Origin of the sequence: Bacillus sp. SG20033, assembly GCF_044570195.1 — a bacterium.
In the GTDB taxonomy this organism is placed as follows: Bacteria; Bacillota; Bacilli; order Bacillales; family Bacillaceae; genus Bacillus; species Bacillus subtilis.
The window spans coordinates 3,751,077-3,768,473 of record NZ_CP172606.1 but is presented as its reverse complement, the minus strand read 5'-3'; the positions used below and the strand labels follow the sequence as shown (position 1 = coordinate 3,768,473).

Annotated in this window: 17 protein-coding genes; 6 read left to right on the top strand and 11 right to left on the bottom strand. The window is 42.1% G+C overall.

Going from position 1 to position 17,397, the window contains the following annotated elements:
* Window positions 1–163 precede the first annotated feature (163 nt).
* Window positions 164–751, bottom strand: coding sequence for a spore coat protein CotG (gene cotG, locus ACFVP7_RS19765; protein ID WP_396582761.1), 588 nt, complete (start codon window positions 749–751; stop codon window positions 164–166).
* 141 nt (window positions 752–892) lie between these two features.
* Here cotG and cotH point away from each other — a divergent pair, with 141 nt between their 5' ends.
* From cotH to ACFVP7_RS19750, 3 genes are all read left to right on the top strand, one after another.
* Window positions 893–1,981: a spore coat protein CotH gene (gene cotH, locus ACFVP7_RS19760; protein WP_021480760.1), complete on the top strand. Its 1,089-nt coding sequence runs from the start codon at window positions 893–895 to the stop codon at window positions 1,979–1,981.
* A 127-nt stretch (window positions 1,982–2,108) separates the two neighbouring features.
* Entirely contained in the window at window positions 2,109–3,287 is a 1,179-nt protein-coding gene (cotB, locus tag ACFVP7_RS19755; RefSeq protein ID WP_396582759.1) for a spore coat protein CotB, read from the top strand.
* A 59-nt stretch (window positions 3,288–3,346) separates the two neighbouring features.
* Window positions 3,347–4,024: a DUF2642 domain-containing protein gene (locus ACFVP7_RS19750; RefSeq protein WP_015714829.1), complete on the top strand. Its 678-nt coding sequence runs from the start codon at window positions 3,347–3,349 to the stop codon at window positions 4,022–4,024.
* A 56-nt stretch (window positions 4,025–4,080) separates the two neighbouring features.
* Here the strand turns inward: ACFVP7_RS19750 and ACFVP7_RS19745 are convergent, their stop codons facing one another.
* Both ACFVP7_RS19745 and alsR read right to left on the bottom strand, forming a co-directional pair.
* Window positions 4,081–5,409, bottom strand: a complete 1,329-nt coding sequence (locus ACFVP7_RS19745) for an arsenic transporter (RefSeq protein WP_074794331.1) — start codon at window positions 5,407–5,409, stop codon at window positions 4,081–4,083.
* Between the two features lie 210 nt (window positions 5,410–5,619).
* The gene (gene alsR, locus ACFVP7_RS19740; protein ID WP_003227859.1) at window positions 5,620–6,528 is read right to left on the bottom strand and encodes an acetoin biosynthesis transcriptional regulator AlsR; all 909 of its coding nucleotides are present in this window, start codon (window positions 6,526–6,528) and stop codon (window positions 5,620–5,622) included.
* 157 nt (window positions 6,529–6,685) lie between these two features.
* Between alsR and alsS the strand changes: the two genes are divergently transcribed.
* The 3 genes from alsS (at window position 6,686) to ACFVP7_RS19725 (ending at window position 9,853) form a co-directional block, all read left to right on the top strand.
* Window positions 6,686–8,398 carry an acetolactate synthase AlsS gene (gene alsS / locus ACFVP7_RS19735; protein WP_014478171.1) on the top strand — a complete coding sequence of 571 codons (1,713 nt, stop codon included), beginning with the start codon at window positions 6,686–6,688 and terminating at the stop codon, window positions 8,396–8,398.
* A 61-nt stretch (window positions 8,399–8,459) separates the two neighbouring features.
* Window positions 8,460–9,227, top strand: a complete 768-nt coding sequence (gene budA / locus ACFVP7_RS19730; RefSeq protein WP_024572687.1) for an acetolactate decarboxylase — start codon at window positions 8,460–8,462, stop codon at window positions 9,225–9,227.
* A 98-nt stretch (window positions 9,228–9,325) separates the two neighbouring features.
* Entirely contained in the window at window positions 9,326–9,853 is a 528-nt protein-coding gene (locus tag ACFVP7_RS19725; RefSeq protein WP_232567462.1) for an NAD(P)H-dependent oxidoreductase, read from the top strand.
* Window positions 9,854–9,892: 39 nt separating this feature from the next.
* Here the strand turns inward: ACFVP7_RS19725 and ACFVP7_RS19720 are convergent, their stop codons facing one another.
* From ACFVP7_RS19720 to ACFVP7_RS19685, 8 genes are all read right to left on the bottom strand, one after another.
* Complete coding sequence (locus ACFVP7_RS19720) at window positions 9,893–10,189, bottom strand: DUF3892 domain-containing protein (protein ID WP_003227867.1); 297 nt, start codon at window positions 10,187–10,189, stop codon at window positions 9,893–9,895.
* A gap of 155 nt (window positions 10,190–10,344) precedes the next feature.
* Window positions 10,345–10,881, bottom strand: coding sequence for an SH3 domain-containing protein (locus ACFVP7_RS19715; protein ID WP_021480756.1), 537 nt, complete (start codon window positions 10,879–10,881; stop codon window positions 10,345–10,347).
* Between the two features lie 81 nt (window positions 10,882–10,962).
* Window positions 10,963–11,880, bottom strand: coding sequence for a ribose ABC transporter substrate-binding protein RbsB (rbsB, locus tag ACFVP7_RS19710; RefSeq protein ID WP_163135892.1), 918 nt, complete (start codon window positions 11,878–11,880; stop codon window positions 10,963–10,965).
* A gap of 12 nt (window positions 11,881–11,892) precedes the next feature.
* Entirely contained in the window at window positions 11,893–12,861 is a 969-nt protein-coding gene (rbsC, locus tag ACFVP7_RS19705; protein ID WP_029318751.1) for a ribose ABC transporter permease RbsC, read from the bottom strand.
* Between the two features lies 1 nt (window position 12,862).
* Window positions 12,863–14,344 (bottom strand): ribose ABC transporter ATP-binding protein RbsA, encoded by a 1,482-nt coding sequence (gene rbsA / locus ACFVP7_RS19700; RefSeq protein ID WP_032726997.1) that lies wholly within the window; start codon window positions 14,342–14,344, stop codon window positions 12,863–12,865.
* 15 nt (window positions 14,345–14,359) lie between these two features.
* Window positions 14,360–14,755, bottom strand: a complete 396-nt coding sequence (rbsD, locus tag ACFVP7_RS19695; RefSeq protein WP_021480755.1) for a D-ribose pyranase — start codon at window positions 14,753–14,755, stop codon at window positions 14,360–14,362.
* Entirely contained in the window at window positions 14,752–15,633 is an 882-nt protein-coding gene (rbsK, locus tag ACFVP7_RS19690; RefSeq protein WP_338731225.1) for a ribokinase, read from the bottom strand. Before rbsK ends, rbsD begins: the two co-directional genes overlap by 4 nt.
* Before the next feature lies 1 nt (window position 15,634).
* Window positions 15,635–16,615 carry a LacI family DNA-binding transcriptional regulator gene (locus ACFVP7_RS19685; RefSeq protein WP_015714821.1) on the bottom strand — a complete coding sequence of 327 codons (981 nt, stop codon included), beginning with the start codon at window positions 16,613–16,615 and terminating at the stop codon, window positions 15,635–15,637.
* Between the last annotated feature and the right edge of the window lie 782 nt (window positions 16,616–17,397).

Below are 17,397 nucleotides of genomic sequence, written 5' to 3'. Positions count from 1 at the left end.
CGCCTTTATCGTTAGGATACCTTGATTATAACGAAATGGTTTAAAGGAAACCAAATGATGCGGGTTGCATATGTTATGTCATGACATATATCTAATACAGGGCAAATAAAAAATAGGCTTCCGTACCTCCGCCGGCAGCCTATTGAAACAATGAAAACTTAGATTATTTGTATTTCTTTTTGACTACCCAGCAATTGCCGTCTTTCCAGTATTCTTTTTTGCTGTCATAATCATCGTGTCTTTTGTAGTCGTCGCAGTGGTGGTGCGGTTTTTTGTAGTATTTCTTATGGGAACGATAAGATTTTTTGTGTGTACGGCATGACTTCTTATAGCTGCGAGATTTTTTCTTGTGAGAACAGTATGACTTTTTGTAGCTGCGAGATTTTTTGTAAGAACGGCAAGATTTTTTGTAGCTGCGAGATTTTTTGTAAGAACGGCAAGATTTTTTATAGCTGCGAGATTTTTTGTGAGAACGGTACGATTTTTTGTGGCTGCGTGATTTCTTGTGAGAGCAGTATGATTTTTTATGGCTGCGAGATTTTTTGTGAGAACAGAATGATTTTTTGTGACTGCGAGATTTTTTGTGAGAGCAGTATGATTTTTTATGGCTGCGAGATCTTTTGTGAGTGCGGTGCGACTTTTTATGACTGCGTTTTTTTCCATGAGGCTCTTGGTATAAATAATCCTTTAAACCTTCTTTTTTTGCGGATTTCACCGCTTCTTTGATGTCAGAATGGGAATAGTGGCCCAATTTGAAATCCTCCTTTTAAAAATGATGTTAAGGATGAAGATCCTTACTACCCTCATAGTACGCGCGGTTTTAAAAAGTGTATAAGTGTTCCGCTGAGATCTTATAAAAATAAAAGCCTAATATTTGTAAGGAGGATTATGGATGAAGAATCAATCCAATTTACCGCTTTATCAGCTGTTTGTTCATCCAAAAGATTTGCGTGAATTAAAAAAGGATATATGGGACGATGATCCGGTGCCAGCTGTGATGAAGGTAAATCAAAAAAGGCTGGATATTGATATCGCTTATCGGGGATCACATATCAGAGACTTCAAAAAGAAGTCATACCATATTTCCTTTTATCAGCCGAAAACATTCCGCGGCGCGAGAGAGATTCACTTAAATGCGGAGTATAAAGACCCTTCCTTGATGAGAAACAAATTGTCTCTGGATTTTTTCTCGGAGCTAGGGACACTGTCTCCAAAGGCAGAGTTTGTGTTTGTAAAGGTGAATGGGAAGAATGAAGGGGTTTATCTTGAACTTGAATCCGTAGATGAATATTATTTGGCGAAAAGGAAGCTGGCTGATGGCGCGATTTTTTACGCGGTGGATGATGATGCTAACTTTTCTCTGATGAGCGATTTGGAAAAGGAAACGAAGACGTCGCTGGAGCTTGGATATGAAAAGAAGACAGGGACTGTGGAAGATGATTTTTATTTACAGGATATGATTTTTAAAATTAATACTGTCCCTAAAGCTCAGTTTAAGTCAGAAGTGACAAAACACGTGGATGTCGATAAGTATTTGCGCTGGCTTGCCGGTATTGTATTCACCTCGAACTATGACGGGTTTGTCCACAACTACGCATTATACAGAAGCGGGGAAACCGGATTATTTGAGGTGATTCCTTGGGATTATGATGCGACCTGGGGCAGGGATATCCATGGAGAGCGGATGGCTGCCGATTATGTAAGAATTCAAGGATTTAATACACTAACTGCCCGGATATTGGATGAATCCGAGTTTCGCAAGTCCTACAAGCGCCTGTTAGAAAAAACGCTCCAATCTCTTTTTACGATAGAATATATGGAACCGAAAATCATGGCGATGTATGAGCGGATTAGGCCTTTTATCTTGATGGACCCATATAAAAAGAATGATGTTGAGCGTTTTGACCGGGAGCCGGATGTGATTTGTGAGTATATTAAAAACCGTTCACAATACCTCAAAGATCATTTAAGTATTTTATGAATGCGTGAAAATGGGTATTCGCGGAAAAAGCGACAATTAGGCTATTGAATTAGTTCAACAAATAAACGTGACACGTATATATGCAATATGTTTATCATCTATGTATAAGTGACTAGGAGGAACTTGAATGAGCAAGAGGAGAATGAAGTATCATTCAAATGATGAAATATCTTATTATAACTTTTTGCATTCAATGAAAGATAAAATTGTTACTGTATATCGTGGAGGTCCGGAATCTAAAAAAGGAAAATTAACTGCTGTAAAATCAGATTATATAGCTTTACAAGCTGAAAAAAAAATAATTTATTATCAGTTGGAGCATGTGAAAAGTATTACTGAGGATACCAATAATAGCACCACAACAATTGAGACTGAGGAAATGCTCGATGCTGACGATTTTCATAGCTTAATCGGACATTTAATAAACCAATCAGTTCAATTTAACCAAGGGGGTCCGGAATCTAAAAAAGGAAGATTGGTCTGGCTGGGAGATGATTACGCTGCGTTAAACACTAATGAGGATGGGGTAGTGTATTTTAATATCCATCACATAAAGAGTATAAGTAAACACGAGCCTGATTTGAAAATAGAAGAGCAGACGCCAGTTGGAGTTTTGGAAGCTGATGATTTAAGCGAGGTTTTTAAGAGTCTGACTCATAAATGGGTTTCAATTAATCGTGGAGGTCCGGAAGCCATTGAGGGTATCCTTGTAGATAATGCCGACGGCCATTATACTATAGTGAAAAATCAAGAGGTGCTTCGCATCTATCCTTTTCACATAAAAAGCATCAGCTTAGGCCCAAAAGGGTCGTACAAAAAAGAGGATCAAAAAAATGAACAAAGCCAGGAAGACAATAATGATAAGGACAGCAATTCGTTCATTTCTTCAAAATCATATAGCTCATCAAAATCATATAGCTCATCAAAATCATATAGCTCATCAAAATCATCTAAACGATCACTAAAATCTTCAGATTATCAATCATCCAAATCTGGCCGTTCGTCACGTTCAAAAAGTTCATCAAAATCATCTAAACGATCACTAAAATCTTCGGATTATCAATCATCCAAATCTGGCCGTTCGTCACGTTCAAAAAGTTCTTCAAAATCATCTAAACGATCATTAAAATCTTCAGATTATCAATCATCAAAATCATCTAAACGATCACCAAGATCATCAGATTATCAATCATCAAGATCACCAGGTTATTCAAGTTCCTTCAAAAGTTCAGAAAAACAAAAGGATGATTATAGCTATGAAACGATTGTCAGAACGATAGACTATCACTGGAAACGTAAATTTTAATAGATAATGGAGGAGCATCAGATTAAGTGATGCCCTTTTTCAGTTAAAGGAGGAGAATCGTGAAAGGTTTGAATCAATTCCTTAACACAGATGTTGAGGTTGTCATTTCAGGAGATACAAGGTTTGTCGGCACCCTCATAGATATCGGACAGGATATTTTTGTTATTTTTGATGGCTGCAATTATCTTTATATTCCCTTGTTGCATCTTCATCAAATAAACAAGGCGAAAATAATGACCAGTACTGAGAAGCCATTTTTGATCAATCCGGAAGATCCATCCATAGAGGCAGAAACTCAAGCTTTTTCATATAGAAATACATTAAACAAGGTCAAAGGCCAGTTTATTGAAGTTTATGTAACTGGGGGTCGATCGATCCATGGGTATGTTACAAATGTTTTAAACGATTATATTGTATTTTTTTCACCCGTATTTAAAATACTTTTTATATCTATGCATCATTTAAAATGGTTTACCCCTTATTCAACTGAACAAACACCGTATACTCTTGACAACTCACAATTGCCGGTCGTGCCTTCCAAAGTTCCTCTTGTGCGTAATTTTGAGGAGCAGATCAAAAAAAATATTGGTGAATTGGTCATATTTGATATGGGAGAGGTGCCAGAAAAAGTTGGTCTATTAAAGGGTGTCTCTAATAATATAATTGAGCTAATCAACGCAAGTGGAGAGCCAGTCATTTGGAAGTTAAATCATCTAAAGACAATGCATCTTCCCTAGTGTATACAAAACTGCCCTCTTGAATAGCAGAAGGCAGTTTTTCGTTTCATACTGAACTAAAGAAATAACCAACTGATCCAAAAATATAAACATGTTAACGTAAAAAGAACAGTCAGCGGAATGATGATAATGGTCGTTTTTATATATTCGCCCCATGAAATACTTTCATCATGCTGTTTTAATATATGCATCCAAATAAGCGTTGCTAAGGTTCCCATAGGTAATAATAATGAACCGATATCACTGCCGATAATATTTGCCAAGTAGATGATTTTTGTTGCTGAAGGATTCAGGGTCATTTCAGTTAAGGTAAAAGTACTGATCATTAACGCTGGATGGTTGTTAAAGAGATTAGAAAAAACTGAAGTAGAGATACCTGATGCGAAAGTTGCATGGGCGAGGCTTCCAGAAACCACAGGTTCAAAATAATTCACAAGTAACTCTGTGAATCCAATATTATGCAGACCATAAATTAAGACATACATAGTAAAAGCGAATATAAAAATGTGCCAAGGCGATTTATATAACAAGTCTCTTGGGGAGGTTTTGAAATAAATCCATCTCCAGCTCAACAGGATAAAAGATCCGATGACAGCGACAAGAGGAACAGAAATACCGGTATATGATGCTGCAAATAGACTCATTCTGACGAGAAAAACAAATGCAAGCACAAACAACATGATTTTTGTTTGATTTCGTTCTGGTAAAGGAGCTGATGGCGAATGAAGAGGATGGTACCTTCTATGCCGCAGAGACTGAAAATGGCCCGGTATATCTGGCAGGCTTTTGGGAAGACGTTTATAAAAAAACATAAACAGTAGACAAGTCATAAAAATGAGTCCCATCATACTAGGGACAAACATCATGGCGGTGTGAAGATATAGATCCATTCCAATGATTTTGAGAGAAATTAAATTAACAATATTACTTACGCCAATCGGTGCGCTAGAGGCTGTGGCTATTAAAACACCGCTTAATAAATATGGGGCTTTTTGATGTTTTTTTAAACCTAAATATTTTAGTACAAGCAAAAGGATTGGAGTTGTGATCAAAATGCTCCCATCATTATTCAGGAAAATGGTCATGAGAAAGCAGAGCAAATTGGTTAGCCAAAAAAGCTTGATGCCTGAACCCTTGGATTGTTGGAGCAGTTTTGCAGCCACCCAATAAAAGAAACCAAAGCTTTCTAGTGCAATGGCCATAATCATAGTGGCAAGGATTGTAACCGATGCACCCGTAACTTTTGTTCCGATTTCCCCTAAGTCTGCCAATGACACACTTCCGCACAATAAAACCATTAAAGCGCCAAATGTGGCGGGGATAGCTTCATTTAGTCCTTTTGGTCTCCAGAAAATAAAAATCATAGTTACGAAAAAAGCGAGCAATGTGAACATGCCGGTGAACTCAATAATTTACTTCACCTCTCTATCTTTCATTTTTAAAATCAAACTAATGTCCTGCGCTTACTAATGTCCTTGCCAACTATTTGTACTGTATGTATACGTATACTGATATAAAGTTGTACTAAGCGATTATATTAAATTAATAAAAATTCCATAAGAATCCCAAAAGAAAAAAGAGATTGCAAGTATTGTTCATGTACCTGCATCACTCTCTTTAGTTCTTGTCTGCTGACAATTTGAAATATGAATAAAATGCTTTATAAGCGGATTATGATTGTCTTTGCGGTAAGCGATAACCCATTCTGCATTAAGCTGTATTTGGTCCATTTTTCGATAAGTAACATCCAAATTAAATAATTTTTTGGCTGAGGAAGGAACAAATGTCATACCAATTCCGGCACTGACTAAACCAATCACCATTTGATATTCTGTGGCTTCCTGGACAATGTTGGGTCTGAAGCCCGCTTGTTCACAGAACTGAATAAAATCCATGTATAGAGTAGGCCATGCTTCTTTAGCAACAGTAATAATTGGTTCATCTCTTAAATCCTCAATCGTAATTGATTCCTTAGAAGTCAATGGGTGTTGCTTAGGCAAAGCTAAAACACAAGGGCTGCTTTGGGCGGTTTCGATATGTAAAGCTGTATGCTGTAAGGGAGGATGAAGTATACCAATATCAATGTTGCCCTTTAGTAGCTCCTCCTGCTGCCTAGACGAGGATATTTCACGCAGTTCTATTTTCACAGATGGGAATTTTTTACGATATTCCCGGACAATCGGCGGCAGAAATTCATATGTAGCTGATCCGACAAAACCGATTACGAGAAGGCCTTGCTCGCCGCGGGCCGTCCGCTGTGCCAGTTCAATTCCTTGTCCGATTTGCATCAAGGCCATGCGGCAATGATTTAAAAAGATTTCTCCTGCTGCGGTAAGCTCGACAAATCGTTTTGTCCTTTTCAGAAGCGTAACTCCGACTTCTTCCTCCAGCTGTTTGATCTGCTGGCTGAGAGGAGGCTGCGTCATGTTCAGCCGCCGGGCAGCCTTTCCGAAATGAAGCTCTTCGGCTACTGCGATAAAGTATTGAAGATGGCGAAGCTCCATTCAATATGCATTCCTTTCCATAGGTTAATAATTCGTATTACATATTAATCATAAGGCGAATCGATATTGGAGGTCAATTTCCAAAGAGTGTATAGTGAAACTTATCACAAGATATTTAAAATTTTACGTTTAAAATGCATAATAAGGAGTGAGGGTGTTGACAAAAGCAACAAAAGAACAAAAATCCCTTGTGAAAAACAGAGGGGCGGAGCTTGTTGTTGATTGCTTGGTGGAGCAAGGTGTCACACATGTATTTGGCATTCCAGGTGCAAAAATTGATGCGGTATTTGACGCTTTACAAGATAAAGGACCTGAAATTATCGTTGCTCGGCACGAACAAAACGCAGCATTCATGGCCCAAGCAGTCGGCCGTTTAACTGGAAAACCGGGAGTCGTGTTAGTCACATCAGGACCGGGTGCCTCTAACTTGGCAACAGGCCTGTTGACAGCGAACACTGAAGGAGACCCTGTCGTTGCGCTTGCTGGAAACGTGATCCGTGCAGATCGTTTAAAACGGACACATCAATCTTTGGATAATGCGGCGCTATTCCAGCCGATTACAAAATACAGTGTAGAAGTTCAAGATGTAAAAAATATACCGGAAGCTGTTACAAATGCGTTTAGGATAGCGTCAGCAGGGCAGGCTGGGGCCGCTTTTGTGAGCTTTCCGCAAGATGTTGTGAATGAAGTCACAAATACGAAAAACGTGCGTGCTGTTGCAGCACCAAAACTCGGTCCTGCAGCAGATGATGCAATCAGTGCGGCCATAGCAAAAATCCAAACAGCAAAACTTCCTGTCGTTTTGGTCGGTATGAAAGGCGGAAGACCGGAAGCAATTAAAGCGGTTCGCAAGCTTTTGAAAAAGGTTCAGCTTCCATTTGTTGAAACATATCAAGCTGCCGGTACCCTTTCTAGAGATTTAGAGGATCAGTATTTTGGCCGTATCGGTTTGTTCCGCAACCAGCCTGGCGATTTACTGCTAGAGCAGGCAGATGTTGTTCTGACGATCGGCTATGACCCAATTGAATATGATCCAAAATTCTGGAATGTCAATGGAGACCGGACAATTATCCATTTAGACGAGATTATCGCTGACATTGATCATGCTTACCAGCCTGATCTTGAATTGATCGGTGACATTCCGTCCACGATTAATCATATCGAACACGATGCTGTGAAAGTGGAATTTGCAGAGCGTGAGCAGAAAATCCTTTCTGATTTAAAACAATATATGCATGAAGGTGAGCAGGTGCCTGCAGATTGGAAATCAGACAGAGCGCACCCTCTTGAAATCGTTAAAGAGTTGCGTAATGCAGTCGATGATCATGTTACAGTAACTTGCGATATCGGTTCGCACGCCATTTGGATGTCACGTTATTTCCGCAGCTACGAGCCGTTAACATTAATGATCAGTAACGGTATGCAAACACTCGGCGTTGCGCTTCCTTGGGCAATCGGCGCTTCATTGGTGAAACCGGGAGAAAAAGTGGTTTCTGTCTCTGGTGACGGCGGTTTCTTATTCTCAGCAATGGAATTAGAGACAGCAGTTCGACTAAAAGCACCAATTGTACACATTGTATGGAACGACAGCACATATGACATGGTTGCATTCCAGCAATTGAAAAAATATAACCGTACATCTGCGGTCGATTTCGGAAATATCGATATCGTAAAATATGCGGAAAGCTTCGGAGCAACTGGCTTGCGCGTAGAATCACCAGACCAGCTGGCAGATGTTCTGCGTCAAGGCATGAACGCTGAAGGTCCTGTCATCATCGATGTCCCGGTTGACTACAGTGATAACATTAATTTAGCAAGTGACAAGCTTCCGAAAGAATTCGGGGAACTCATGAAAACGAAAGCTCTCTAGCACTCTGCGCATCACGACACTGTTTTATGAACAGCACTAAATAAAAGGAGTGAAGGGAAATATGAAACGAGAAAGCAACATTCAAGTGCTCAGCCGTGGTCAAAAAGATCAGCCTGTGAGCCAGATTTATCAAGTATCAACAATGACTTCTCTATTAGACGGAGTATATGACGGAGATTTTGAACTGTCAGAGATTCCGAAATATGGAGACTTCGGTATCGGAACCTTTAACAAGCTTGACGGAGAGCTGATTGGGTTTGACGGCGAATTTTACCGTCTTCGCTCAGACGGAACCGCGACACCGGTCCAAAAAGGAGACCGTTCACCTTTCTGTTCATTTACGTTCTTTACACCGGACATGACGCACAAAATTGATGCGAAAATGACACGCGAAGACTTTGAAAAAGAGATCAACAGCATGCTGCCAAGCAGAAACTTATTTTATGCAATTCGTATTGACGGATTGTTTAAAAAGGTGCAGACAAGAACGGTAGAACTTCAAGAAAAACCTTACGTGCCAATGGTTGAAGCGGTCAAAACACAGCCGATTTTCAACTTCGACAACGTGAGAGGAACAATCGTAGGTTTCTTGACACCAGCTTATGCAAACGGAATCGCCGTTTCAGGCTATCACCTGCACTTCATTGACGAAGGACGCAATTCAGGCGGACACGTTTTTGACTATGTGCTTGAGGATTGCACGGTTACGATTTCTCAAAAAATGAACATGAATCTCAGACTTCCGAACACAGCGGATTTCTTTAATGCGAATCTGGATAACCCTGATTTTGCGAAAGATATCGAAACAACTGAAGGAAGCCCTGAATAAAAGAAAAAAAGAAAGCCCCTTTTACAGGGCTTTCTTTTTATTTGGCTCTTTTCCTGATTTTAGATAAAATAACATCAAAACAGTAAAGGTGTGGTCTGATGAAAATATTGGTTTTGGCAGTTCATCCTCATATGGAGACCTCAGTTGTCAATAAGGCGTGGGCTGAGGAATTGAGTAAACATGACAATATCACAGTACGGGATCTTTATAAGGAATACCCGGATGAAGAAATAGATGTTGCGAAGGAACAGCAGCTGTGCGAGGAATACGATCGGATTGTCTTTCAATTCCCGCTATATTGGTACAGCTCTCCGCCGCTCTTGAAAAAATGGCAGGATCTTGTGCTGACTTACGGCTGGGCTTTTGGTTCAGAAGGAAATGCCTTGCATGGCAAGGAGCTGATGCTGGCTGTATCAACAGGGAGCGAAGCGGAAAAATATCAAGCGGGCGGAGGAAATCATTACTCGATCAGTGAGCTATTGAAACCATTTCAGGCCACGAGTAATCTGATCGGCATGAAGTATCTGCCTCCATATGTGTTCTATGGCGTGAATTATGCAGCTGCAGAGGATATTTCTCACAGTGCAAAACGGTTAGCCGAATACATCCAGCAGCCTTTTGTTTAAAATACAGCCCTGTCCAACATACGGCAGGGCTGTATTTGTTTAAAAATCCGGCAGCTCAGACAGGTTATTTTCCTTGATGCCGTCCGGTTCACTTCGCAAAATGTCACGCCCGTATTTATGGAAGACATCAACATGAGCGAGTTTTCCTGATTTTGCTTCTGACAGCGCAGTAGGGTAGTCGAGCTCTCTTCCTGTATTGGTTTTCACTGCGATAATATTGTCTTCCTCATTTCTTCTAACCGCAATAATTTCTTCTTTTCCAGATGGAACATTTTCTTGATCGACAGTTGTTTGTCGGGCTTTATACGATTCATATGCTGCTTCAAATTGATCCATATTTACACCTCCGCTTTTTAGCGTGAACAAAAATGTCGATGATCATGTAAGGTTTCGACACAGCATACGACAATATTTCCTGAGAAATATCTTGGGAATGTGACAAATCAATTCATAATAAAAGGGATTCCGCATAAATGTGGAATCCCTCTCAGTTATTTTGTCATGTGTAAATCCTTTGTTTTCATATAACCTGTCGCACCGCCGTAATCAACGAATACCCAATCAAAATCAAAACCGCCTTTATTCGTTTTACTCCAGCCTAAAAAAGAAACGCTTGTGTCTGCTGGAAGAGTCTTAATGCTCTTTCCATCAGCGGAAGTATATACTTTTGTTTTTGTTTTGGTTTTTACCGTTGTCGCTGCTTTTACAATGTAATGAGTGGAGACAAAACCTATTTTTCCGTTTTTATACTGAACCTTTGCCCAGTCAGCATTTGAGAAGGAAATCAGCTTTAAGCTATCTCCTAGGTGCAGCGTATCGGCTTTCTGGCTTGATGCGGAAGGCTTCGTTCTGACATTTAGAGCCTCTGCTGATACCAAATAAGAGTCAATCGGATAACTGTATAAATCATCAATGCTTACCGTTGTTTCTGGCTGTTGAGCATGGATCGTTCCAGCGCCTCCAGCCGCCGCCGCAGTCATTCCAGCCGCAAGTGCTAATGTTGAAAATAGTTTTGTTGGTTTGTTCATGCCGTTCCTCTCCTCACGTAAGAGAAATAATTCATTCTATATCTCTATTCACGTTATCGCAGGTTCCTAAACATCAGACAATTATTTTTGTGTTTCTAGTTTGAGAGGCGCGGATATTGTTTTTTGCACTTTTTTTCCGTGCAAAATATTATCTGCTGCTTCTGTAGCCAATTTACCGATTAATTCAGGCTGCTGAGCGACGGTGGCTGACAGCTTTCCGTCTTTAATGGAAGCGAGCGCATCTTTATTGCCGTCAAAACCGATCACCAATATGTCTTTCCCCGAGCTGTTAATTGCCTCGAGAGCACCGAGCGCCATTTCATCGTTGTGAGCAAAAACAGCTTGGATATCAGGATGTCCCTGCAGCAGGTTTTCCATGACAGTCAGGCCTTTCGTGCGGTCAAAGTCAGCTGATTGTTTTGTGACAACTTGGAGTTTTTGGTCTGCGATGTTATGGAATCCTGAGCCGCGTTCCCGTGTGGCAGATGCGCCGGGGACGCCTTCAAGCTCTGCCACCTTTGCTCCTTTTCCAAGTTTGTCGGCAATAAACGCCGCGGCCATTTCACCGCCTTTTACATTATCGGAAGCAACGAGGGTTTCAACTTTTCCTTGTTCGGCAGATCGATCGATTGTTACGACGGGCACACCGACTGCGTTTGCAGATTCTACTGCCGTTGAGATCGCCGAAGAATCAGTCGGGTTGATTAATAATGCATCAACACCTTGCTGAATTAAATCTTCCACGTCACTCGTCTGTTTCGATGAATCATTTTGTGCATCAACAATGATGACTTTCATTCCCCGTTTTTTAGCTTCTTTTTCGATACCCTTTTTTAATGAGACAAAAAAAGGATTATTAAGTGTTGAGACGGACAAGCCAATGGTGAATTCCTTTTTGTTCCCCGAGTTTGACGGCTTTGCCCATTGGGGAGGCTCAAGCGAACAGGCGGTTAACAAAAATAATGATAACGTTAAAATGACGGATACAGCCTTTTTCATGTGAAAACCCTCCTAAGCTGACTTCTTGCGGTCTAATAATACCGCAATCAAGATAACAATCCCTTTGACAACCAGCTGATAAAATGATGAGACGCCAAGCAGATTAAGTCCGTTATTAAGTGTGCCGATGATCAGTACCCCGATTAACGTGCCGACAATGCGTCCTCGGCCGCCAGAAAGACTTGTTCCGCCTAAGACGACTGCCGCGATAGCATCAAGTTCGTACGATTCCCCCGCAGTCGGCTGGGCCGAATGCAGGCGGGAAGTCAATATGGCACCTGCAAGAGCGGATAAAAGCCCGGCTAAAGAATAGATCATCACTTTCACGCGCGTCACTTTGATGCCTGAAATGAGCGCGGCTTTCTCGTTGCCGCCGATTGCGTACGTCCGGCGTCCGAATGGTGTTTTATGAAGAAGCACCCAAAGGATGACAAAGGCAAGAACCATCGTAATCGCCGGTACAGGAATGCCTAAAAAGTAACCGCGTCCGAACATCTGAAAAGCGTAGTTTGTGCCAAGTCCGGTAATCGGATTTCCATCTGTATACACTAGCGTCAGTCCGCGAAACACAGTCATGGTCGCAAGCGTGGCGATAAAGGGCGCAATTTTTCCTTTAGTAATCAATAATCCGTTGATCATGCCTAGTACGGCACCAATGATACAGCCAAGGATGATCGCGAGAACCGGATCGACACCGGACACAATCATCCCCGCAACTAAAGCACTGGACAGGGCAAGAATAGCGCCGACAGAAAGATCAATGCCGCCTGTCAAAATGACAAAGGTCATCCCGAACGCGATTAATCCGTTAATGGCGACCTGGCGAAGCAGGTTTAAAATATTCAGCGGTTCAAGAAAGCTGGGATTTAAAATAGATACAATGATAACGAGAATAAATAAACCAAGAAACGGGCCGAGTTTTTGCATGACTCCGTCGAAGTGAATCCGTTTTTGTTCTGTTTGCAGTTGTTCCGTTTTCATATTACCGCCCTCCCGTGGCAAGTGTCATAATTCGTTCTTGTGTTGCTTCTCGCGCATGGATTTCTCCGCTGATTCTGCCTTCATGGACAACGATAATCCGATCGCTCATTCCCAGAATTTCAGGCAGCTCTGATGACACCATGATGATAGCGACGCCGCGTTCGGTCAGCTCATTCATCAGCGTATAAATCTCTCGTTTGGCGCCAACATCCACACCTCTTGTTGGCTCATCCAAGATAAGCACTTTCGGTCCGATGCCGATCCACTTGGCTATCACCACTTTTTGCTGGTTTCCTCCTGATAAATGGCGTGCGTGCGTTTCCGGTGATGCTGTTTTGATAGTGAGGCGTTTGATTAACAGATCGACAAATTCAGCCTCCCGCTTATGATCAATGAGACCCTTTGGTGAGAAGCTGGACAGATTGGGCAGGGCAATATTTTCGCGGATCGAGGTGTCGAGCAGGAGCCCTTCATCCTTGCGATTCTCTGTAATAAAGCCGAGACCTTTTTTCACGGCTTCCTGCGGGTTCTTAATAGCCGTTTTTTTCCCAGCGATCCATATCTCACCCGTGTCCAGCCTGTCAACGCCGAACAGCGCTCTCATCATTTCTGTCCGGCCGGCTCCCATCAATCCCGAAACACCGACGATTTCACCGGAACGAACATAAAAGCTGACGTCCTCAAAACTCCCTTTTACGGAAGCATTTTTCACCTCGAATACTTTGTCACCGAGAGAAGGAGTGCGTTTTGGATATCGTTCAGTCAGCTCCCGTCCGACCATTTTTTTGACGACTTCATCAAAATCAGTTTCTGAGATGTTTGTTGTATCTACCGTTTTTCCGTCACGCATGATGGTAATTCTGTCGCAAATCGCAAAAATTTCTTCCATGCGATGCGAAATATAGACAATGGAGACGCCGTTCTTTTTTAACGCTGTAATGACCTCAAAGAGCTTGCTGATTTCACGTTCAGTCAACGCTGCGGTCGGTTCATCCATAATGATGACCTCGGCATTTGTCATAAGCGCTTTTGCGATTTCGATCATTTGCTGCTGTCCGACGGAACATTCGCCGGCTTCTTGATCAAGAGAAAGAGAGACGGAGAGTTTGTCAAACTGCTCCTTTGCTAGCGCTTTCATTTTTCTTGTTTGTAAGACGCCCAGCTTGGAGGATATCTCTTTACCGATAAATAGATTCTCAAGAACGGTCATTTCCGGCCAGATATTCAATTCCTGATGGATAAAGGCTATTCCATGCTGTTCCGCTTCTTTTGGATTGGAAAAATACGTTTCGTTTCCGTTTATGCTGATTTGACCATGATCCGATTTGTGCAGGCCTGTCAAAATGTTCATAAGCGTGGACTTGCCGGCGCCGTTTTCTCCCATTAATGCGTGAACCTCGCCAGGCATGAGCTGAAAGGAAACACCTGACAGCACCTGGTTTTTTCCGAATGCTTTATGAATGTCTTTCATTTCAATCTGCATGTTTCATCCTCCTTTCTAGAAAAGCACACCCGCCTGCAGGATGCAGTTGGCATATGGTGTGAATTCTCCTGTTCTTATGACTGCCTTTGCTTCTTTTGTCAGCAGCTTAAACTCCTCGTGAGAAAGGTATTCAATCTCTTGTTCAGAGAAAAGATTCTCTAGAAATTTCGCATTCTCCTGATTGGATGCTTTTATGTCAGCTGCAGCAATGACTTTTTCGATGACCATCTCGTCAGCGAGCACTGCCGCTGTATCTTGGAAAGCCGGAAGGCCCGGCTTCAGTGAAAGATCAATTTTCAAAACGCCGTCAGGAACCGGCAGTCCGGCATCCGCGATGACAATTTTATCAGTGTGGCCAAGGTCTGCTAAAATCTTGGCAAGATGGCTGTTCAGTATACCGTGTTTTTTCATGACAGCAGCTCCTCTACTTCATTTCTTGTCGGCATTCCGCCTTGGGCACCGAAGGAACAGACAGAAAGGGAAGCGGCACGATTGGCAAACCGCAATGCGGCTTCAATATCTTTTCCCTCAGCCAGGGCTACGGCAAAGGCTGCGTTAAACGTATCACCGGCTCCGGTTGTATCAACGGGCTCTACAGGGAAGGACGGGATGAGCACCTCTTTGCTGCCAGCCGAATAGCGGACGCCTTGTTTTCCTTCCGTAATAAAGAGCTTTGCCGGATAAAGCGCCAGAGCTTCAGAAATGGTAAGCTCAGGGAATAAAATCGAAGCCTCGTGTTCATTCGGCGTCAGATAGGTAGCGTGATCAATTGTTTCCTGCTTGAGCGGGCGGGCCGGTGCTGGGTTTAGCATGATCGGGATATCGTGAGAATGGCAGTATTTGCACACCTCATCAACCGTTTCTTCTGGGATTTCCTGCTGAATCAGCACCATATCGACCTTTTCAATCTGTTCGAGTGCGTTTAACGCATACGCTGGGGTGATGTCATCGTTCGCGCCTTTGACAACGACAATGCTGTTGTCGCCTTCAGCAAGCACAATATGAGCGGTTCCGCTTTCCGTCTGTGTAACCGGTTCCATATAGTCAGTGCAAACGCCGTTAGCTTTGAGATTATTCAAAATAGCTGTTCCATAATGATCGTCTCCAACCTTGCCAACCATAAACACTTGCGCCCCAAGTCTGGCTGCGGCAACGGCCTGATTTGCTCCTTTGCCGCCCGGCACAGTCTGAAATGACGTGCCAAGAACCGTTTCACCGGCTTTTGGGCGTTTGTCAGAGGTGACCACTAAATCCATAGAACAGCTACCAATCACACAAATATTACGCATCTTAATCTTCCTTTCTTGTCGTCTTTCTTCCTATATAGGTGACAGGCATTTGAATTGCCGTTTCTGCCAGCGGCTGTTTTTTGATGATACCCAAAAGCAGTTTGGCAGCTTCTCTCCCCATATCATATGCGGGCTGTTTAATTGTAGAAAGTGGCGGGAACAGAAGTCCGCTTTGCGGAATGTCATCATAGCCGATAATTTGAATGTCCTCCGGCACGTTTTTTCCGCGCCGCAATGCTTCATGTAAAACGGCAGCGGCTTGAATATCATTACTCGCGATCACACCATCTGTCGCTGGATAAGCGGCAAACAGCTCCTTCGCCATCGATTGTGCATCTTTAATTGAAAATGAAGCCGTCTCAATGACCTGAAAATCAACTTCAGCCTGCTTTAAGATTTCCAAAGCACCGTTAAATCGATCTTGAGCGGTCGGCAGGTGAGCGGGTCCTCTCAAGAGCGTAATGCGCTGGCTTTTCCCGTGAATGATAGCCTGAGCGGCTAACTTTCCTCCTGTATAGCCGTCACTGGACACAGAAGGAGCCCCTTCAAGTGTTCTGTCCAGAAAAACAACTGGATAATTCATGCCGCTGTATTCCTCGAGATCCGGGTAATTTGTTGCGGCAATAATGCCTGCGACATGATTTTGCTTAAAGGTTTGAAGGTATTCAAGTTCTTTTTTCAATTCCTCGTCACTGTTGCCGAAAATAAGGCGATAGCCTTCCCGGTTCAATTCATCCTCCGCACCGCGGGCAAGCTGGGGGAAGAAAGGGTTTGTGATATCCGGGAGCAAAAGTCCGATCAGTCGGGATTCTCTTTTATATAGAGATCTGGCGACTTCATTCGGGTAATAGTTCAGCTTCGCCATCGCAGCTATGACACGCGTTCGCGTTTCTTCGTGTACATAGCCGTTATCATTCAGGACGCGGGAAACCGTTGCAACTGAAACGCCCGCCGCTCCGGCGACATCTTTAATTGTAGCCAAAACAGCTCCTCCTTGTTTATGTAACCGTTTACACAGATAGATTATCATGAACAATCCGAAGTTAGCAATAAAAATATCAAAAGAAATCTACTTGTAAATTGTATATATAATTGAAAAATTTAAGGTTTTCACTCTTTTTTTGACAAAGTCTTCACAAATATGGATGAAGATTTCTTGAACAAATATTAAGTTTTATTAAAATTGTTTCAAAGTCATGCGTTTAGACCTGTAAATGGTGAGAAACAGAAAAGACTATCATCCCAGAAAATGTTTAATTATGTTAGAGAATTCGGACTCGTATGTTTAGCGTTTTCATGGCTGGTCCCATTAGTCATTTTGGAATGGGCCTAATATTGCCGCTTCCATGCAGAAAGGATGACATTATGACCTTGTCCTTAAGAAACAGGATAAAACTATTTTGTGTTCATAAGAACCGGAAACACGCATGATAGCAGGAGATGCTTGATAACACAGGCTGAAAAAAAGATTGATTTGAAATGCATATTAAATACAAACAGCGGGGTGTGACTATACGTCCAGAAGGATATCAGGAGAAAAATGAAAGCGCATTCTCTTTGATTTTTAAAAAAAGTGATAAGGTGTAAGTCCTGCTGTTTTCCAAAAATAGAAAACAGTTTGTAGGTATAAAATCTCTTTCAAAAGAGAAGTTTGGCTTAGTCGATTAGGGAAGATTATGTTACATAATGCCGATTGAGAATTCATAGTGATTCTATATACTGATGAATGAATTTACAACAATATAGAAGGAGATGTCGAAAAGC